16 protein-coding genes are annotated in these 18,624 nt (G+C 72.4%); 13 read left to right on the plus strand and 3 right to left on the minus strand.

The window, feature by feature from the left end; genetic code table 11:
* The first annotated feature begins 17 nt into the window (after nucleotides 1-17).
* The 8 genes from ssuE (at nucleotide 18) to allB (ending at nucleotide 9,453) form a co-directional block, all read left to right on the plus strand.
* Nucleotides 18-575, plus strand: a complete 558-nt coding sequence (gene ssuE, locus AB0F56_RS22545; protein WP_362012508.1) for an NADPH-dependent FMN reductase — start codon at nucleotides 18-20, stop codon at nucleotides 573-575.
* 56 nt (nucleotides 576-631) lie between these two features.
* On the plus strand, nucleotides 632-1,867 hold the full coding sequence (locus AB0F56_RS22550; protein ID WP_362012510.1) for an LLM class flavin-dependent oxidoreductase: 1,236 nt from the start codon (nucleotides 632-634) through the stop codon (nucleotides 1,865-1,867).
* On the plus strand, nucleotides 1,864-3,321 hold the full coding sequence (locus AB0F56_RS22555; protein WP_362012513.1) for an NtaA/DmoA family FMN-dependent monooxygenase: 1,458 nt from the start codon (nucleotides 1,864-1,866) through the stop codon (nucleotides 3,319-3,321). Before AB0F56_RS22550 ends, AB0F56_RS22555 begins: the two co-directional genes overlap by 4 nt.
* Nucleotides 3,318-4,472 carry an LLM class flavin-dependent oxidoreductase gene (locus tag AB0F56_RS22560; RefSeq protein WP_362012516.1) on the plus strand — a complete coding sequence of 385 codons (1,155 nt, stop codon included), beginning with the start codon at nucleotides 3,318-3,320 and terminating at the stop codon, nucleotides 4,470-4,472. Before AB0F56_RS22555 ends, AB0F56_RS22560 begins: the two co-directional genes overlap by 4 nt.
* Before the next feature lie 13 nt (nucleotides 4,473-4,485).
* On the plus strand, nucleotides 4,486-5,631 hold the full coding sequence (locus AB0F56_RS22565; protein ID WP_362012518.1) for an MsnO8 family LLM class oxidoreductase: 1,146 nt from the start codon (nucleotides 4,486-4,488) through the stop codon (nucleotides 5,629-5,631).
* A gap of 198 nt (nucleotides 5,632-5,829) precedes the next feature.
* Nucleotides 5,830-7,311, plus strand: a complete 1,482-nt coding sequence (locus AB0F56_RS22570) for an NCS1 family nucleobase:cation symporter-1 (RefSeq protein ID WP_362012520.1) — start codon at nucleotides 5,830-5,832, stop codon at nucleotides 7,309-7,311.
* A 38-nt stretch (nucleotides 7,312-7,349) separates the two neighbouring features.
* Entirely contained in the window at nucleotides 7,350-8,078 is a 729-nt protein-coding gene (locus AB0F56_RS22575) for an aspartate/glutamate racemase family protein (RefSeq protein WP_362012523.1), read from the plus strand.
* Nucleotides 8,079-8,115: 37 nt separating this feature from the next.
* Nucleotides 8,116-9,453 (plus strand): allantoinase AllB, encoded by a 1,338-nt coding sequence (gene allB / locus AB0F56_RS22580; protein WP_362012525.1) that lies wholly within the window; start codon nucleotides 8,116-8,118, stop codon nucleotides 9,451-9,453.
* Nucleotides 9,454-9,457: 4 nt separating this feature from the next.
* Here allB and AB0F56_RS22585 read toward each other — a convergent pair whose 3' ends face one another.
* The 3 genes from AB0F56_RS22585 to AB0F56_RS22595 form a co-directional block, all read right to left on the minus strand.
* A complete protein-coding gene (locus tag AB0F56_RS22585; protein ID WP_362012528.1) occupies nucleotides 9,458-10,339 on the minus strand; it encodes a DUF4436 domain-containing protein in 882 nt (293 codons plus the stop codon).
* Between the two features lie 2 nt (nucleotides 10,340-10,341).
* A complete protein-coding gene (locus tag AB0F56_RS22590) occupies nucleotides 10,342-11,505 on the minus strand; it encodes an agmatine deiminase family protein (RefSeq protein WP_362012531.1) in 1,164 nt (387 codons plus the stop codon).
* Nucleotides 11,506-11,731: 226 nt separating this feature from the next.
* A complete protein-coding gene (locus tag AB0F56_RS22595; RefSeq protein WP_362012534.1) occupies nucleotides 11,732-12,337 on the minus strand; it encodes a helix-turn-helix domain-containing protein in 606 nt (201 codons plus the stop codon).
* 135 nt (nucleotides 12,338-12,472) lie between these two features.
* On the opposite strand from AB0F56_RS22595, the gene AB0F56_RS22600 reads away from it, so the two are divergent.
* The 5 genes from AB0F56_RS22600 (at nucleotide 12,473) to AB0F56_RS22620 (ending at nucleotide 18,545) form a co-directional block, all read left to right on the plus strand.
* Nucleotides 12,473-14,011: a serine/threonine-protein kinase gene (locus AB0F56_RS22600; RefSeq protein WP_362012536.1), complete on the plus strand. Its 1,539-nt coding sequence runs from the start codon at nucleotides 12,473-12,475 to the stop codon at nucleotides 14,009-14,011.
* A gap of 82 nt (nucleotides 14,012-14,093) precedes the next feature.
* Complete coding sequence (locus AB0F56_RS22605) at nucleotides 14,094-14,675, plus strand: TetR/AcrR family transcriptional regulator (RefSeq protein ID WP_362012538.1); 582 nt, start codon at nucleotides 14,094-14,096, stop codon at nucleotides 14,673-14,675.
* Nucleotides 14,676-14,936: 261 nt separating this feature from the next.
* Nucleotides 14,937-15,680 (plus strand): urease subunit gamma, encoded by a 744-nt coding sequence (gene ureA / locus AB0F56_RS22610; protein WP_362012539.1) that lies wholly within the window; start codon nucleotides 14,937-14,939, stop codon nucleotides 15,678-15,680.
* The gene (locus tag AB0F56_RS22615; protein ID WP_362012541.1) at nucleotides 15,677-17,428 is read left to right on the plus strand and encodes an urease subunit alpha; all 1,752 of its coding nucleotides are present in this window, start codon (nucleotides 15,677-15,679) and stop codon (nucleotides 17,426-17,428) included. Before ureA ends, AB0F56_RS22615 begins: the two co-directional genes overlap by 4 nt.
* A gap of 103 nt (nucleotides 17,429-17,531) precedes the next feature.
* Complete coding sequence (locus tag AB0F56_RS22620; protein ID WP_362012544.1) at nucleotides 17,532-18,545, plus strand: agmatine deiminase family protein; 1,014 nt, start codon at nucleotides 17,532-17,534, stop codon at nucleotides 18,543-18,545.
* The last annotated feature ends 79 nt before the right edge of the window (nucleotides 18,546-18,624 follow it).

The following is an 18,624-nucleotide window of genomic DNA, read 5'->3' on the forward strand; positions in this document are numbered from 1 at the left end:
TGCCCGAAGGGTCCGCCATGGCCACCGTCCTGTCCGTCTCCGGAAGTCCCTCCGCCACCTCACGCACCGCCCGACTCCTGCGCCACCTGGACGCGCGCCTCACGGCCCAGGGCCACGAGGTCGTCCCGCTGGACGTCCGTACGCTGCCCGCCGAGGCGCTGCTCGGCGCCGACTTCGGTCATCCCGCGATCGTCGAGGCGGCCGCGCTCTTCGCCCGCGCCGACGGCGTCGTCATCGGCACGCCCGTCTACAAGGCGGCCTACTCCGGCCTCCTGAAGTCGCTGCTCGACCTGCTCCCGCAGTACGCGCTGGCCGGCAAGACGGTGCTGCCGCTGGCGACCGGCGGGACGACCGCGCACGTCCTCGCGATCGACTACGCGCTCCGCCCGGTGCTCAGCTCCATGGGCGCCGCGCACATCGTCCAGGGCTGGTTCACGCTCGACAAGGACATCGCGGTCGCCGGCGACGGCACCCTGACCGTCGCGCCGGGCCCCGACCGGGCTCTTGCCCAGATCGTCGACCAGTTCTCCGAGGCCCTCGGCGGCCGTACGGCGGTCCTGGCGGCGGCCGGTTGACGGCGGGCCCGCAGGCCTGCCCCGTACCGTCGCCCGCCCAGGAAGGCACTCCCGCCGTGTCCGCACCCCCGTCCACCCGTCCTCTCCACCTCGCCGTCGCGCTCGACGGCGCGGGCTGGCACCCGGCCGCCTGGCGCGAGCCGGGCGCCCGGCCCCACGAACTGTTCACCCCCGCCTACTGGGCCGACCTCGTCGCCGAGGCCGAGCGCGGCCTGCTCGACTTCGTGACCATCGAGGACTCCCTCGGCCCCCAGTCCTCGCACCCCACGGAGCCCGACGAGCGCACCGACCAGGTGCGCGGCCGGCTCGACGCGGTGCTCGTCGCCGCCCGGGTCGCGCCGCTGACCCGGCACATCGGCCTCGTGCCGACCGTGGTCGCCACCCACACCGAGCCCTTCCACGTCTCCAAGGCGATCGCCACCCTCGACTACGTCAGCAACGGCCGCGCGGGCCTGCGGATCCAGGTCTCCGGGCGGACCGGCGAGGCCGCGCACTTCGGCCGCCGCACGTTCCCGAAGCTCGGCGTCGAGGAGTACGAGACCCCCGCGGGCGACGAGCTTCTCACCGAGCTGTTCGACGAGGCCGCCGACCACGTCGAGGTGGTGCGCCGGCTCTGGGACAGCTGGGAGGACGACGCGGAGATCCGGGACGCCGCCACCGGGCGCTTCATCGACCGCGACAGGCTCCACCCCGTCGACTTCGAGGGCCGGTACTTCAGCGTCAGGGGCCCGTCGATCACGCCACGCCCGCCGCAGGGCCAGCCCGTCGTCAGCGCCCTGGCCCACCTGAGCATCCCGTACCGGCTCGTCGGCCGCGCGGCGGACATCGGATACGTCACCCCGCGCGACGCCGACCACGCCCGCGCCATCGTCGCCGAGATCCGTACCGCCCAGAGCGCGTCCGGGCGCGCCGGGGACACCCTGCACGTCTTCGGCGACCTGGTCGTCTTCCTGGACGCCGAGCCGGGGGCGGCCGCCGCCCGCAAGGCGCGCCTGGACGCGCTCGCGGGCGAGGCGCACACGAGCGACGCCAGGATCTTCACGGGGACGCCCGCCGAGCTCGCGGACCTGCTCCTGGAGTGGCGTGCGGCGGGCCTGACCGGCTTCCGGCTGCGCCCCGGCGTGCTCGCTCACGACCTGGAGCGGATCACCCGGGAGCTGGTGCCGGAACTCCAGCGCCGGGGCGTCTTCCGCTCCGGCTACGAGGCGGACACCCTGCGCGGGCTGCTCGGGCTCGCCCGGCCGGCCAACCGCCACACCACCGCGCGAGCAGCAGGAGCCGTACGACGATGACCCGTTCGAGCACGCCCCGTGAGTCCCGTAAGCCCGTCAAGCAGATCCATCTGGCCGCCCACTTCCCGGGCGTCAACAACACCACCGTGTGGAGCGACCCGAGAGCCGGCAGCCACATCGAGTTCAGTTCGTTCGCCCACTTCGCCCGGACCGCCGAGCGCGCCAAGTTCGACTTCCTCTTCCTCGCCGAGGGGCTGCGGCTGCGCGAACAGGGCGGGCAGATCTACGACTTGGACGTCGTCGGGCGCCCCGACACCTTCACCGTCCTGTCGGCGCTCGCCGCCGTCACCGAGCACCTCGGCCTGACCGGCACCATCAACTCCACCTTCAACGAGCCCTACGAGGTGGCCCGCCAGTTCGCGAGCCTGGACCACCTCTCCGGCGGGCGCGCCGCCTGGAACGTCGTCACCTCCTGGGACGCGTTCACCGGCGAGAACTTCCGGCGCGGCGGCTTCCTCCCGCAGGAGGAGCGCTACTCCCGGGCCCAGGAGTTCCTCGCCACGGCACGCGAACTCTTCGACTCCTGGCACGGCGACGAGCTGGTCGCCGACCCGGAGGCCGGCATCTTCCTGAAGGACGCGGGGGCCGGAGCCTTCGCCCACCGGGGACGGCACTTCGACATCGCGGGCCGGTTCAACGTCCCGCGCTCCCCGCAGGGCCGGCCGGTGATCTTCCAGGCCGGCGACTCGGAGGAGGGCCGCGAGTTCGCCGCCGCCGACGCGGACGCGATCTTCAGCCGGCACAGCGGCCTCGACGCGGGACGTGCCTTCTACGCCGACGTCAAGGGGCGCCTCGCCCGTTACGGCCGCACCCACGACGAGCTGCTGATCCTGCCGGCCGCCACCTTCGTCCTCGGCGACACGGACGCCGAGGCGCGGGAGCTGGCCCACGAGGTGCGCCGGCAGCAGGTCAGCGGGCAGACGGCCCTCGCCCACCTGGAGCAGGTCTGGAACCGGGACCTGTCCGGCTACGACCCGGACGGCCCGCTCCCCGACATCGATCCGGACCCCGGTGAGCACACGGTCGTCCAGGGCCGGGCCAGCGTCCGGATGTTCCGCGATCGGCTCGCGGTCGCCCGGGAGTGGCGGGCCCGCGCGGAGGCGGAGAAGCTGTCGATCCGCGAGCTGGTCATCGAGACCACCGGCCGGCAGTCCTTCGTCGGCTCCCCGTCCACCGTCGCCGAGTCCATCGACTCCCTCGTCCAGGCGGACGCCGCCGACGGCTTCATCCTCGTCCCGCACCTGACCCCCGGTGGCCTGGACGCGTTCGCCGACACCGTCGTCCCGCTGCTCCAGGAGCGCGGCGTCTTCCGGCACGAGTACACGGGTACGACCCTCCGCGACCATCTCGGCCTCGCCCACCCGGACGAACGCCCTGACGATCGCCCTGGCGAACGCCCTGACCAACGCACTGACGAACGCTCGCACGCGGGCAACGGGCGGTCCGCGTCGTGAAGTTCCTCGCCATCACCCTCATCGTGCACGACCCGGACCCCGTGACGGGCGTCAAGAAGCCCACCCGCGAGCGTTTCCGCGAGGTGATCGACAACGCCGTCCTCGCGGAGGAGCTCGGCTTCGACGGCTTCGGCGTCGGCGAGCGCCACGAGCGGCCGTTCATCTCCTCCTCGCCCCCGGTCGTCCTCAGCCACATCGCCGCCCGCACCGCCCGGATCCGGCTCTTCACCGCCGTCACCACGCTCAGCCTGCTCGACCCGGTGCGCGCGTACGAGGACTACGCGACCCTGGACCACCTGTCGGACGGCCGGCTCGACCTGATCATCGGCAAGGGCAACGGCACCGCCCAGCGCGAGCTGTTCCACGTGACCCCCGAGGACCAGTGGGACCGCAACGCCGAGGGGTACGAGCTGTTCCGCCGGATCTGGCGCGAGGACCGGGTGACCGCGACCCCGCGCTTCCGGCCCGCGCTCGACGCCGCCGAGGTGTGGCCGAGGCCGCTCCAGCGCCCGGTCCGCGTCTGGCACGGCAGCGCGACCAGCGAGGAGTCCGTCGACCTCGCCGCCCGCTACGGGGACCCGCTCTTCTCCGCCAACGTCACGCACCCCGTCGAGCCGTACGCCGCGCTCGTCCGCCACTACCGCGAGCGCTGGGAGCACCACGGGCACGACCCGGCCCACGCGGTCGTCGGCGCGGGGACGGCCGGCTTCCACACGGCCCGTACGTCACAGGAGGCGCTCGCCGCGTACCGGCCGGTCTTCGAGGCGAACCTCGCGTTCCAGAAGCAGCTGGGCCTGGAGCCGGTGTTCCTGACCCTGGAGGACTTCGTCGAGCGCAGCTCGGCGCTCATCGGCAGCCCGCAGCAGGTGATCGAGAAGGTACACCGGTACCACGAGCAGTTGGGCCACAGCGTGCTCCATCTCCAGGCAGACGCAGGTGGGTTGACGGAAGGTCAGCACCGAGCGTCGTTGGAGCGCTTCCAGTCCGACATCGCGCCGGTGCTGCGCAAGGAGATCCCCGACCCGCCGTTCCCGTGGGCCCCGGTCCTCGGCGGCGAGGCCACCCCGACCGAGGCCGCCCGGACCGAGGCCGCCCCGACCGAGGCCGCCCGGACCGAGGCCGCCCCGACCCCCACGCCCGCCGACCGCTGAGGAGCACCCGTTCATGCCCGCCATCCCGCTCGGGGTCCTCGACCTCGTCCCGATATCGTCCGGCTCGACCGCCGCCGACGCGCTCCGCAACAGCATCGACCTCGCCCAGCAGGCCGAGCGGTTCGGCTACGCCCGCTACTGGTTCGCCGAGCACCACCTCAACCCGGGCGTGGCCGGCGCCTCGCCCGCCGTCGTCCTCGCGCTGACGGCCGCCGCGACCTCCACGATCCGGATCGGTTCGGGGGCCGTGCTGCTCGGCCACCGCACGGCCCTGTCCACCGTCGAGGAGTTCGGCCTGATCGACGCCCTGCACCCCGGCCGCATCGACCTGGGCCTCGGCCGTTCCGGCGGCCGCCCCTCGGGGCCGCCGGCCGGAGCCGCCGGGTCCGCCGAGGCCGCCACGCCCGTCGTCGCCGGGCGTGCGCCCAACGGGCTCGCGATCCCGGCGCGGTTCTCCTTCGAGCACCTGATCGACTCGCCGCGCTTCCGCGTCCAGCACCAGCTCCTGCACCTGCCCGGCGCCCGCTCTCAGGAGTACGGCGAGCAGGTGGACGACATCCTGGCGCTGCTGCGCGGCGAGTACCGCTCGGCCGACGGGGTCGAGGCGCACGCCGTCCCCGGTGAGGGCGCCGAGGTGGAGGTCTGGATCCTCGGCAGCAGCGGCGGGGCGAGCGCCGAGGTCGCCGGCCGCAACGGGCTGCCTTTCGCCGCGAACTACCACGTCAGCCCGGCGACCGTACTGGAGGCGGCCGACGGCTATCGCGCCGCCTTCAAGCCGTCCGAGGAGCTCGACCGGCCGTACGTCAGCGTCTCCGCGGACGTCGTCGTGGCGGAGGACGACGAGACCGCGCGCGAACTGGCGACCGGCTACGGCCTCTGGGTCCGCTCCATCCGCACCGGCGAGGGCGCCGTTCCCTTCCCGACCCCGGACGAGGCCCTCGACCACGACTGGACCGAGGCGGACCTGACGCTCGTCGCCGACCGGGTCGACACCCAGTTCGTCGGCTCCCCGGCCCGGGTCGCCGACCAGCTGGAGCAGCTCCAGGAGGCCACGGGCGCGGACGAACTCCTCGTCACCACGATCACGCACGACCACGCCGACCGGGTGCGTTCGTACCGCCTTCTCGCGGAGGAGTGGCACCGCCGGAACGGCCGCTGAACCGGTCACCGGCGGCCCGGAGGGCCCGTTTCCACCCCGCGCACGCGGAGCGGAAGCGGGCCCTCCGGCGTGCGCATCGGACGATCCTACGAAGAACGCCCCGACTGTTGACGCTTCCTTTGGTGAAAACTACGTTCTGTCTCGCGGAATTCAAGTTCCACTCTGTGGAAACGTCCTATGATCTGCGAGGCCCGCTCGATGACTGCTGTGGAGGACCGGCCGCCCCGGACGGCCACCGGAGCCGCAAGCTCCGTTCTGTACACCTACGACCTCGCCCCCACGAAAAAGGAAGGGCGCCGCTGGGGCGCGTACAACGTCTTCACGCTCTGGGCCAACGACGTCCACAGCCTCGGGAACTACGCGTTCGCCATCGGCCTCTTCGCGCTCGGACTGAACGTGTGGGGCATCCTCGCCGCGTTCGTCCTCGCCTCGGTCCTGCTCTTCCTGCTGCTGACACTCTCCGGGTTCATGGGCCACAAGACGGGCGTCCCCTTCCCCGTGATGAGCCGCATCGCCTTCGGCATCAGGGGCGCGAAGATCCCGGCCGCCGTCCGCGGCATCGTCGCCATCGCCTGGTTCGGCATCCAGACCTACCTCGCCTCCGCCGTCCTCGGCGCCCTGCTCCTCGCGATGTTCCCCGGACTCAGCGGCCTGGACACGAACTCCTTCCTCGGCCAGTCCACCCTCGGCTGGATCACCTTCCTGTCCCTCTGGGCCCTCCAACTCCTCATCGTCAGCTACGGGATGCAGATGATCCGGAGGTACATGGCCTTCGCCGCGCCCACCACCCTGATCACCATGTGCGCCCTCGCCGTCTGGATGTTCGTGCGGGCCGACGCCTCGATCTCCGTCTCCATCGACGAACCGCTCACCGGTGGCGCGCTGTGGCTGCAGATCCTGCAGGCGGCCGCGCTGTGGGTGGTGATCTACGGGACGTTCGTCCTGAACTTCTGCGACTTCACCCGGTCCGCGAAGAGCCGGAGCTCGATCGTGCGCGGCAACGTGATCGGCATCCCGGTGAACATGCTGTTCTTCGCCGTGATCGTGGTGGTCCTCAGCGGCGCGCAGTTCACGATCGACGGACACGTCATCACGAGCCCCACGGACATCGTCCGCACCATCCCGAACATGGCGCTCCTGGCGACGGCCTCGCTCGCCCTCATCGCCCTCACGGTCGCCGTGAACCTGCTGGCCAACTTCGTGGCGCCGATCTACGCCCTCATCGACCTGTTCCCGCGCCGGCTGAACTTCCGTCGCGCCGGAGTGGTGAGCGCCGTCATCGGCCTGGTCATCCTGCCGTGGAACCTCTACAACAGCCCGATCGTCGTGAACTACTTCCTCGGCGGGCTCGGCGCCCTGCTCGGACCGCTCTTCGGCGTGATCATGGCCGACTACTGGCTGCTGCGGAAGTCCCGGGTCAACGTGCCCGACCTCTACACCGAGGACCCGCGGGGCGAGTACCACTACCGCAGCGGCTTCAACCCCCGGGCCGTCGCCGCGTTCGTGCCCAGCGCCGGCATCGCCGTGATCGTCGCCCTGGTGCCCTTCTTCCACGCGGTGGCCGGCTTCTCCTGGTTCGTCGGCGCCATCCTCGCCGCCGTCGTGTACGCGCTGATCGCGGACCGTACCGCCACGATCCGGGACGTGGACGGCGAGGCCATCGCCGTCGCCGCCGAATGACCCACCGAGCCGAGCAGAAGGTACGGAAGACACGCACCATGCGCATCCTCGTAGCCAACGTCAACACCACGCAGTCCATCACCGACTCCATCGGCGAGCAGGCCGCCGGCGCCGCCTCGCCCGGCACCGAGATCGTCCCGCTGACCCCCGCCTTCGGAGCGGAGTCCGTCGAGGGCAACTACGAGAGCTACCTGGCCGCCATCGCCGTGATGGAGACCGTCCGCGCCTACCCCGAGCCCTTCGACGCCGTGATCCAGGCGGGCTACGGCGAGCACGGCCGCGAAGGCCTCCAGGAGCTGCTCGACGTCCCGGTCGTCGACATCACCGAGGCGGCCGCGAGCACCGCCCAGTTCCTGGGCCGCAGTTACTCCGTCGTCACCAGCCTCGACCGTACGGTCCCGCTGATCGAGGAGCGCCTCCACGCGGCCGGCCTCAGCGCGCGGTGCGCCTCGGTGCGGGCCAGCGGGCTCGCCGTACTGGACCTGGAGCGGGACGAGAAGGCGGCGGTCGACGCCATCGTCGAACAGGCCGCGAGGGCCGTCGAGGACGACCGCGCCGAGGTGATCTGCCTGGGGTGCGGCGGCATGTCCGGCCTCACGGAACGCGTCGTGGAGCGCACGGGCGTCCCCGTCGTCGACGGGGTGAGCGCGGCCGTGACCATCGCCGAGTCCCTCGTCCGCCTCGGCCTGTCGACGTCGAAGGTCCGCACTTACGCGCAGCCGCGCCCGAAGCGGATCGTCAACTGGCCCCCGCAGCCGCGTCGCTGACTCCGCCGATCGCCAACCACCAGGAGAGGAACGTCCGTTGCCCGAAGTACAGCTCGTCCTGCGCTCGACCCGCGTGATCACCCCGGAGGGCACGCGTCCCGCGTCGATCACCGTCTCCGGCGGGACGATCGCCGGTGTGCTCCCGTACGACGCCGAGGTACCGGCCGGCGCCCGCATCGAGGACGTCGGCGACGACGTCGTCCTGCCGGGCCTCGTCGACACCCACGTGCACGTGAACGACCCGGGGCGCACGGAGTGGGAGGGCTTCTGGACGGCGACCCGGGCGGCGGCGGCCGGCGGGATCACGACCCTCCTCGACATGCCGCTGAACTCGCTCCCGCCGACGACGACCGTGGATCACCTGCGGATCAAGCAGGAGGTGGCCCGCTCGAAGGCGCACATCGACGTCGGCTTCTGGGGCGGCGCGCTCCCGGACAACGTGAAGGACCTGCGTCCGCTCTTCGACGCCGGGGTCTTCGGCTTCAAGTGCTTCCTGTCGCCCTCGGGCGTGGACGAGTTCCCGCAGCTGAACCAGGAGCAGTTGGCGAACTCGCTTGCCGAGATCGCCGGGTTCGGCGGCCTGATGATCGTGCACGCGGAGGACCCGCACCACCTGGCGGCGGCACCGCAGAAGGCGGGGGAGAAGTACGCCGACTTCCTCGCGTCGAGGCCGCGCGACGCGGAGAACACGGCGATCGAGAACCTGATCAATCAGGCGCGCCGTCTCAACGCGCGCGTGCATGTGCTGCATCTGTCCTCGTCGGATGCGCTGCCGTTGATCCGGGCGGCGAAGGCGGAGGGCGTGAAGATCACGGTCGAGTCGTGCCCGCACTTCCTCACCCTCACGGCGGAGGAAGTGCCGGACGGGGCGACGGAGTTCAAGTGCTGCCCGCCGATCCGCGAGGCCTCGAACCAGGACGCGCTGTGGGAGGGGTTGGCCGACGGGACGATCGACTGCATCGTCTCCGACCACTCGCCGTCGACGGCCGATCTGAAGACGCCGGACTTCGCCTCGGCCTGGGGCGGTATCTCGTCGCTCCAGCTGGGTCTGCCGGCGATCTGGACCGAGGCCCGGCGCCGTGGCCGGAGCCTGGAGGACGTCGTCCGCTGGATGTCGGAGGCCCCGGCCCGGCTGGCGGGCCTGGACCGGAAGGGCGCGATCGAGGTGGGCCGCGACGCCGACTTGGCCGTGCTCGACCCGGAGGCGACGTTCACCGTCGACCCGGCGGAGCTGGAGCACCGTAACCGGGTGACGGCGTACGCGGGCCGGACCCTGCACGGCGTTGTGACGTCGACCTGGCTGCGCGGTGAGCGCATCGCCGACCGGGGCAGCCTCGCCGCACCCACCGGCCGACTCCTCGACAGGACCGGCTGAGGCTCTACGGCTCGGTCAGGGGGTCGGACGCCGCCGGGCCCTCCGCCCGTACGGCGCGGACGACCACCACGATCACGCAGAACGCGATCAGTATCTCCGCCCAGAAGAAGGCGAGGTAGTCCAGGAGACTGCCGATGGGCGGGGCGCCGGGTGCCGTGTTGCGGAAGGCGGCCAGGGCGAAGAGCGTGGCCGCCATCCACCCCAGGGCGGGCCAGGTCAGGCCCTTGCGGCGGCGTACGAGATACCAGCCGCCCATGAGGACGGCGACCGTGAGGGCCCACATCGCCACCATCATGAACACGGCGAAGACGAGCGCGCTGCCGGAGCGTGCCGCCTCCAACGAGAAGACGGCCGCGCCGCGGATCTCCGAGGCGTCGGCGGCGAGGGAGAACAGGGTGTCGCCGTTGGACAGCAGCATCCGTACGGGCACGCTCTCGCCGCCCTGCACGGCGGCGAACTCCAGCTCCGTGTCGTAACTGTCGAAGGGGTAGTCCGTGATCGGGCCGCCCGACAGCGCGACGGGCACGTCGACGGTGGCGATGCGGCTGTGCGCGGGGAAGGTGAGGTCGCCGCGGACTGCGGGCGAGGTCTGCAGCGTCAGGTCCTCGGCGGGCGAGAGCCCGCCCGCCTCGGCGAGGGCGCCGCGCGGCGTGACCAGAATCCGCAGGGTCAGCTCCCGCCCGGTGGCGTCGACGCGCTGGACGGTGGCGTCGATGTCGACCCGGTCGGGAGCCTCGCCACCCGCCGCGTAACGGGTGTCCAGGTCCTGGCGTTCGCCGTACTGGAGCCAGAACCCGCACGCGACGGCCGCCGCGACGGCGAGGAGCACGAGCAGCGCGCCGAGGAGTCCGCCGCGGGGCCGCGGGTGGGGTCGTCGTCCGGACACGGTCAGGCGGCGGGCTTTCCGGGCTGGTCGTGCGTGGCGCAGTGGATTCCGCCGCCGCCGGAGGCGATGGTGTCGATCTGCAGCTGCACGACGTCCCGCTTCGGGTAGTGCTCCTGCAGGATCGCCTTCGCCCGCGCGTCGGCCTTCCGGTCGCCGAACTTCGGCAGGAACACGGAGTCGTTCGCCACGTAGAAGTTGGCGTACGTGGAGACGAAGTCGTCGCCCTCGCCGGTGATCTTGTCGAGGTCGGGCTGCGGAAGGTCGATGATCTCGAAGCGCCGGCCCCGCGCGTCGGTCGCCTTGCTGAGCACCGACCGCGCCTGGTCGGCCGAGCGGGACCAGGAGTCCGGGGGAGTGCCGGGGAACGCCTGGTCGAGCAGGACCACGCCGGGCGCGACGAAGCGCACCAGGCTGTCCACATGCGCGTCGGTGATGTCCTCGCCGCGGACGCCCGCGAGCCAGACCACCTTCTCCACGCCGAGGGTCTCGATGAGCTCGTCCTCGATCTGGTCCCGGCTCTTCCCTCGGTTGCGGTTGTCGTTGACGATCGAGCTTTCGGTGACGAGGAGGGTGCCCTCGCCGTCGGTCTCGAAGGAGCCCCCCTCGGCGACGAGCGGCGCCACCTCGCGCGGGATGCCGTACTTGGCGAGCAGCTTCCGGCCCACCTGGGAGTCGTTGGTGTGCTCCTGCTTGTCGCCCCAGCCGTTGAAGTTGAAGTCGACCCCGATGAGCTCCCCGCCGTCCTCGACGAAGACCGGGACGGTGTCGCGGGCCCACAGGTCGTCGACCGGGAGCGGGATGACCTCGACCTGCGATCCGCACGCCCGCTGGGCTGCCGCCACCTGCTCCGGGCGGGCCATCATCACGACCTCCTCGTACTCCCCGACGGCCCGCGCGATGCGGGCGATGTCCTCCCGTACGTAGGGCAGGTCGTCCTCCCAGACGGAGGCGAGGGCGGGCCAGGACATGAACGTACGCGTGTGGCTGTCCCACTCGGCGCCGAAGCGGCGCTCCCCGCCGGCGGCCGGGGTGCGGGAGGGCGCGGTGGTCGAACCCGCGCTCACGGACCCGTCGGGGCCGCAGGCGGTGGCGCCGAGGCCGAGGGCGGCGCCGATCCCGGCGAAGGCGCGCAGGGCGGTGCGGCGGGAGGGGATGAAGTGGGACACGACGTGCTCCGTTCGTGGGCTGGCGAGACTATCCGGCGGCGGCCTGACGGGTCGCGGTGACGCGGCGCGGCGGCGGAGATCGCGGGCCTTGGCTTCACGCGAATGGCGGCCGTGGAGACGGCTGGGCAGAGGCGCGAGTGGGGGTGGCCGTGGCGCCACTGTGGCACTGACTGGATTTTCAGTCAAATGCGGACGTGTGTTCCTGGCGCTGCGCGGCTGTGGCTCTTCAGGCGACGGTGCACGGGGTGCGCGTCTCGGGTCTGCGCAGCCCCTCGACCTCCGCCGCGATCGCGCCGCGCATGAGCTCCGACGCGTGGCCGACCGGCAGGAGGCCGATGAGCCACCGCGTGCTCAGGCCTTCCAGGAGCACGGTGAGCCGCTCGGAGGCGGCGACCAGGGCCGCGTCCGGGGCCGCCGGGCCGGCCTGGCCGAGGAGGTCCGCGATCTCCCGGATCCAGTCCTGGCCGGCCCGCGCCAGCTCCTCCCGCAGCTCAGGTTCGAAGACGGCGCTGGCCCGCAGCTCCGCCCAGGCGGTGCTGTTCTCCCGTACCTCGGGGGTGTCCTGGAGCTCCCGGAGCAGGCGCCGTTCCAGCGGTCCGTCGCGGGTGTACCGCTCGGCCCGGTCGACGATGAAGCGCAGCGTGTGGCGCAGCAGGTCGGCGCGGTCCGCGAAGTGGTAGTAGACGAGGGCCTTGGAGACGCGCGCCTCGGCGGCCAGCTCCTCCATCCGCAGCCCGCGCACGCCACGGCGTGCGATCACCCGGGCCGCGGCCTCCAGGATCGCCGTCTTCCGGCCCTTCGCCGTGCGCTCCGCCGCCCTGCGCTCCGCCATCGTGTGCTCCTTCATCGGGTTCCGAGATCGGACTACTGAGATTGACTGAAACTTTAGTCAACAGGCACTCTCAGGCGCAGGGCGTGCCGTGCGCCCCATCGGCCTCGCCGTTCCGTACCGCCGAAAGAGCCGCCCATGTCCTCGACCCAGCCGCCCGTGGTGCAGCAGGTCCACCCGCCGCTGACCCCCGACGACCCCCACGAGATCGGCGGCTACCGCGTCCAGGCCCGGCTCGGCTCCGGCGGCATGGGCGTGGTCTACCTCGCTCACACGCCGGGCGGTCGCCCCATCGCGCTGAAGGTCGTACGGGAGGACTTCGCGGCCGACCCGGAGTTCCGCAGGCGGTTCGCCCAGGAGGTCGCGAGTGCGCGCCGCATCCACGGCCTGTTCACCGCGCAGGTGGTGGACGCCGGCGCCGACGACGCCGTCCCCTGGCTCGCCACCGCGTACGTTGCGGGCCCCTCGCTCCAGCAGGTGGTCGAGAGCCGGGGCCCGCTGCCCGCGCCCACCGTGCTGCTGCTCGTCGCCGGGATCGCCGAGGCCCTCCAGGTCATCCACGCGGCGGGCGTGATCCACCGCGACCTCAAGCCCGCCAACGTCCTCGTCGCCGAGGACGGCCCACGCGTCATCGACTTCGGCATCGCCCGCGCGGCCGACGCCACCGGGCTCACCGGCACCGGCCTGAGGATCGGCACCGCCGCGTACATGGCCCCCGAGCAGGCCCTCGGGCACGCCGTGACGCCCGCGACCGACGTCTTCGCGCTCGGCGCGCTGGCCGCCTACGTGGCCGGCGGCGCCCTGCCCTTCGGTACGGGGCCCGAGTCGGCGGCCCTCTACCGCGTGGTCCACGAGCCGGCCGACCTCTCGCGCGTACCGGAGGAACTGCGCGAGATCGTCGGGCGTTGCCTGGCCAAGGCGCCCGAGCGGCGCCCCACCCCCGCCGAGCTGATCGCAGCCGTCCGCGCCCACCCCGCCGTCGGCGCCGCACCCGAGTTCGGCGCGGTCGGACGCGAGGTCATGCGCAGGGCTGCCGCCCCGACCGCCCCTGGGGTCCCGGTCGCCCCTGCGGTCCCGGCCGTCCCGATCCCCACGGAGCGCGTCGCGACGAGCGGGGACGTGCGGGGCGGCCACGGCCCGCAGGGCGGAACGGGCGGAACCGTCGCCCGCCGGGACCGCCGCAGATCCCGGCGGGGCCGTACGACGCTGACGATCGGCGCCGCCGTCCTCACGGCGCTCGTCGTGGCAGCCGGGGCCGTGTACTGGCTGGGCGGCGACCCGGGCGGCGGAGCCTCGGGGGTCGCGTACACCCCGGGCTACGCGGACGTGGAGCTGACCGCGCCCGACGACGGCTACGAGTTCGACCTGGCGGCCGGGAAGGTGGCGCCCGCCGACACCGCCACCTGGTATCTCGCCCGCGACAAGGGCGGGTTCGTGCTCCCCGAGGACGCCGACGCCTTCATCGCCTCGGGGTACGCCCTCGGCCCCGCCGACTGCGAGCGCGGGATCGACGCGGAACCGGTCACGAGCCTGCCGTACGAAGAGCTCGCCGACGAGCGGCCGTTCTGCGTCCGCAGCGCCGACGGCCGGCGGCTCGTCGTCGCGCGCCTTGTCGAGGGAGCCCCCGGGCCAGGGCCCGTCACGCTCGTCCTGAGCCAGTACGGACGCCAGGGCTGACGGCGGGGGTGATGGCGGGGCGATGGCGGGGGTGATGGCAGGCCTTACGCCCGGGCCGACCGGTGCGGATAGGGTTCGTCGCATGGCATCTCGTAGTACTCAGATCCTGGAAGCGGCCGCGCGGGTGATCGCCCGGCGTGGTGTCCGCGGGCTCCGCGTGGAGGAACTGGCCGAAGAGGCGGGCGTCTCCACCGGTCTGATCTACTACCACTTCAAGGACCGCACCGGGATCCTGCGGCACACGCTGGAGTTCATCAACGACCGCGCCGAGCGCTACACCACCGCGCAGGACGTCGACGCGGAGCCGCTGAGCCCGCGCGATGAGCTCGACCAGGTCCTGCTCCTCGAACTCCAGGACACCCCCGAGGTGCGGGAGAACAGCACGGCCTGGGGCGAGCTGCGCGCGAGCGCCGTCTTCGACCCCGTCCTGCGCGAGGACCTCGCCCGGGCGACCCTGGTCTGGGTGCAGGAGGTGGCCGGGCTCCTGGGCCAGGTGCAGCCCCTCACGCCGGCGGTCACGCTCGCGGCGGCCGCCGAGCGGCTCACGGCGCTGCTCGAGGGCCTGAGCATGCGCTGGCTGAGCGGCGGCCTCGCGATCGAGCACGCGCGCACCCTCATGTCGGAGGCCGTCGAGGTCGAGCTGGCCGGGCTGCGGCAGCCGTAGCGCCACCTCGGCAGCCGTAGGGCCACCTTCGGACCGTGTACTTCATCCAGGTGGCCGAGGTGCGTCCCCACTATTGACTGAAATTTCAGTCAGTGCCACAGTGAGTTCATCGCAGGGCCCCACCGGCCCGGTCGCCCACCTCGGAGCATTCGAACCGCGCCGGCCGCGTCACGGAAGCCCGGACCCCCTCGCTCTCTCCCCGCCGTCGTCGTCGCAGGGGAGGAAGGAACAACCCATGTACGTCACGTACGCGAGGTCGACATGCCACTGACGCCCACCGAGCGGGACCGGCTGTTGCTGTTCACCGCCGCCGAACTGGCCAGGGCCCGCCACGCGCGCGGTCTGCGGCTCAACGTCCCCGAGGCCACCGCCCTCATCGCGGACACGGTCTGCGAGGCCGCCCGTGACGGGCTGCGCCTGGCCGAGGCGATCGAGCGCGGCCGCTCGGTCCTGGGCCCGGACGACGTGCTGCCCGGCGTCGTCGACGTGGTCACCGAGATCCAGGTCGAGGCCGTCTTCGACGACGGCAGCCGGCTCGCCGCCGTCGCCGAGCCGTTCGGCGCCCCGGACCGGAACGACGGCGCCCCCGGAGCCGTACTGCCAGGGCCGGACACCCTCGCCGTGCCCGAGCCGGCCGTGACGCTCAGGGTCCGCAACACGGCCACCGTGCCGATCAGCGTGACCTCGCACTTCCACTTCTTCGAGGCCAACCCGCGCCTGGACTTCGACCGCGCCGCCGCCTACGGCATGCGGCAGGCGGCCCCCGCCGGTTCCTCGACCCGCTTCGACCCCGGTCAGACCGTCGAGGTGGGCCTCGTCCCGATCGGCGGGGCGCGTGTCGTCACCGGCTTCGCCGGGCTCGTCGACGGCCCGCTCGACGCGCCGGGCGCCAGGCTCAGGGCCCTGGCCCGCGCCGCGGCCTGCGGCTATCTCGGCGCGGCACCGGTCTGCGACGCCTCGGAACCCACCCACGACACCTCGGCACCGGAAGGGGTACGGGCATGAGCCGGCCGACCCGCCACGGCGACCACTGCGCCCCCGGGCGCAGCCGCCACATCGACCCGCACGAGTACGCCGCCGTGCACGGGCCGCGCGCGGGCGACCGCGTCAGGCTCGGCGACTCCGGGCTCGTCGTCCGGGTCGAGTCCGACTCGCAGCAGCCGGGGGACGAGTTCCTGGCGGGCTTCGGGAAGACCGCGCGCGACGGGATGCACCTGAAGGCCGCGGCCGTCCGCGAGACCTGCGACATGGTGATCACCAACGTCCTGGTGATCGACGCGGTCCTGGGCATCCGCAAGGTGTCGATCGGGATCCGGGAGGGCCGGATCCACGCGATCGGCCGGGCCGGCAACCCGGACACCCTGGACAGTGTCGACGTGGTCGTCGGCACGGGGACGACGATGATTCCGGGGGAGGGGCTGATCGCGACCGCCGGAGCCGTCGACACCCATGTGCATCTGCTCTCGCCCCGCATCATGGAGGCGTCCCTCGCGAGCGGCGTGACCACGATCATCGGGCAGGAGATAGGCCCGAGTTGGGGCGTCGGCGTCAACTCGCCATGGGCCCTGAAGCACGCCTTCAGCGCGTTCGACGCCTGGCCGGTCAACATCGGCTTCCTGGCGCGGGGTTCGTCCTCGGATCCGGCGCCGTTGGTCGAGGCGCTCGCGGAGGGTGGGGCGTCCGGGTTCAAGGTCCACGAGGACATGGGCGCCCACACCCGCGCCCTGGACACGGCGCTGCGGGTGGCGGAGGAGCACGATGTGCAGGTCGCGCTGCACAGTGACGGTCTGAACGAGTGTCTGTCCGTCGAGGACACGCTGAAGGTTCTGGACGGGCGGACGATCCACGCGTTCCACATCGAGGGCTGCGGCGGAGGCCACGTACCGAACGTGCTGAAGATGGCGGGCGTGTCGAATGTCATCGGCTCGTCCACCAACCCCACGCTCCCCTTCGGCCGTGATGCCGTGGCCGAGCATTACGGGATGATCGTCTCCGTCCATGCGCTCAAGACGGACTTGCCGGGTGACGCCGCGATGGCGCGGGACCGGATCCGGGCCGGGACGATGGGGGCGGAGGACGTCCTGCACGACCTGGGCGCGATCGGGATCACCTCGTCCGACGCGCAGGGGATGGGAAGGGCCGGCGAGACCGTACGCCGGACCTTCGCCATGGCCGGGAAGATGAAGGCCGAGCTGAGCCCGATGGAGGGCGACGGCGCGCACGACGACAACGCGCGCGTGCTGCGCTACATGGCCAAGCTGACCATCAACCCGGCGATCGCCCACGGCCTCGCTCACGAGATCGGCTCGATCGAGGTCGGCAAGATGGCCGACATCGTGCTCTGGCGGCCCCCGTTCTTCGGCGCCAAGCCGCAGATGGTCGTCAAGAACGGTTTCCCCGCGTACGGAGTGACCGGTGATCCCAACGCGGCCACGGACACCTGCGAACCGCTCGTCCTCGGGCCGCTGTTCGGCGCCCACGGGGCCGCGCCCGCGGACCTCTCCGTGGCGTTCGTGAGCCGCGCCGCCGCGGAGTCGGGTTCCTCGGGCCGGCCGTACGACGCCCTGGCCACCCGCCGTCGCCGGGTCGCCGTACGCGGCACCCGGGGCATCGGACCGGCCGACATGCTCCGCAACTCCCGTACCGGAGACGTACAGGTCGACGGCCGCACCGGCCTCGTGACGCTCGACGGGGCGCCCCTGCGCTCGGAGCCGGCGGACTCCATCTCCCTCAACCGCCTCTACTTCCTCTGACGCACCTCTTTCCTCTCTCCTCCCCGCTTTCCCCTGTCCAGAGTCTTGACTGAAAATTCAGTTAGGGCCACGATCCTCTCCAACGACCGAAAAGAGACCCCTGATGACCGGTTTCCGTATGCCCGCCGAGTGGGACGAGCACGAGGGCTGCCTGATGGCCTGGCCCACCCGCGAGGACCTGTGGAGCGGCGTCCTCTCCGCCGTGAAGTGGGAGTACTCCGAGGTCGCCCGCGCGATCGCCCGCTTCGAGCCCGTCACGATGGTCGCCCCGCCCGGCTTCGGCGACGACGTCCGCGCCCACTGCGGTGACGACGTCACCGTCGTCGAACTGCCCCTCGACGACTCCTGGTTCCGCGACTCCGCGCCCCTGTTCGTCCTGGACGGGGACGGGAACCGGGCCGGTGTCGACTTCCGCTTCAACGCCTGGGGCCGCAAGCACCACCCGTACGACTCCGACGACCGGATCAGCGCCCTGCTCCTGGAGCACCTCGGCGTCGACCGGGTCGCCTCCGACATGATCCTCGAAGGCGGGGCGATCACCGTCGACGGCGAGGGCACCCTCATCACCACCGAGCAGTGCCTCCTCCACCCCAACCGCAACCCCGACCTGACCCGGGACCAGATCGAGGCCGAGCTGAAGGCGCGGCTCGGGGTCGAGAAGGTGATCTGGCTCCCGTACGGCGGACTGCTCGACACCGAGACCGACGGTCACGTCGACGGCGTCTGCGCCTTCGCCGCGCCCGGCAAGGTCGTCGTGTCCCTGCCCGCGGACCCCGAGCACCCCGACTACGCCCGGATGCGCGCCAACCGCGCCGTCCTGGAGGTCTCCACCGACGCCCGGGGCCGGGCCCTGGAGATCGTCGACGTGCCGCAGACCGCGTTCGGCGAGGTCGCCGGCGTCCCGATCGAGGTCTCCTACCTGAACTACTACCTGGCCAACGGCGGCCTCGTCGTCCCCGTTGCCGGGATGCCGCAGGACCTCGCCGCCATGGAGGTGCTCGCCGCCGCCCACCCGGACCGCAAGGTCGTCGGGGTCCCGGCTCCGGTGATCGCGTACGGCGGCGGTGGAGTCCACTGCATCACCCAGCAGCTCCCGGCGGCCCGCCCCCGCGCGTAGGCCTCGCCGCGCAGCCCCTGGGGGCCCGTCCCCGGCCCAGCCTCCGCGCGCAGCCCCCTGGGGCACCGCCCCCGCCGCA

Source organism: Streptomyces sp. NPDC026092, assembly GCF_040638605.1.
Taxonomy (GTDB): Bacteria; Actinomycetota; Actinomycetes; order Streptomycetales; family Streptomycetaceae; genus Streptomyces.

Bases quoted from the DNA above. Each gene is read 5' to 3' on its own strand.
- ssuE (WP_362012508.1), top strand. From the start codon at position 18: ATGGCCACCGTCCTGTCCGTCTCCGGAAGTCCCTCCGCCACCTCACGC.
- AB0F56_RS22555 (WP_362012513.1), top strand. From the start codon at position 1,864: ATGACCCGTTCGAGCACGCCCCGTGAGTCCCGTAAGCCCGTCAAGCAG.
- AB0F56_RS22565 (WP_362012518.1), top strand. From the start codon at position 4,486: ATGCCCGCCATCCCGCTCGGGGTCCTCGACCTCGTCCCGATATCGTCC.
- AB0F56_RS22570 (WP_362012520.1), top strand. From the start codon at position 5,830: ATGACTGCTGTGGAGGACCGGCCGCCCCGGACGGCCACCGGAGCCGCA.
- AB0F56_RS22575 (WP_362012523.1), top strand. From the start codon at position 7,350: ATGCGCATCCTCGTAGCCAACGTCAACACCACGCAGTCCATCACCGAC.
- AB0F56_RS22595 (WP_362012534.1), bottom strand. From the start codon at position 12,337: ATGGCGGAGCGCAGGGCGGCGGAGCGCACGGCGAAGGGCCGGAAGACG.
- AB0F56_RS22600 (WP_362012536.1), top strand. From the start codon at position 12,473: ATGTCCTCGACCCAGCCGCCCGTGGTGCAGCAGGTCCACCCGCCGCTG.
- AB0F56_RS22605 (WP_362012538.1), top strand. From the start codon at position 14,094: ATGGCATCTCGTAGTACTCAGATCCTGGAAGCGGCCGCGCGGGTGATC.
- ureA (WP_362012539.1), top strand. From the start codon at position 14,937: ATGCCACTGACGCCCACCGAGCGGGACCGGCTGTTGCTGTTCACCGCC.
- AB0F56_RS22615 (WP_362012541.1), top strand. From the start codon at position 15,677: ATGAGCCGGCCGACCCGCCACGGCGACCACTGCGCCCCCGGGCGCAGC.
- AB0F56_RS22620 (WP_362012544.1), top strand. From the start codon at position 17,532: ATGACCGGTTTCCGTATGCCCGCCGAGTGGGACGAGCACGAGGGCTGC.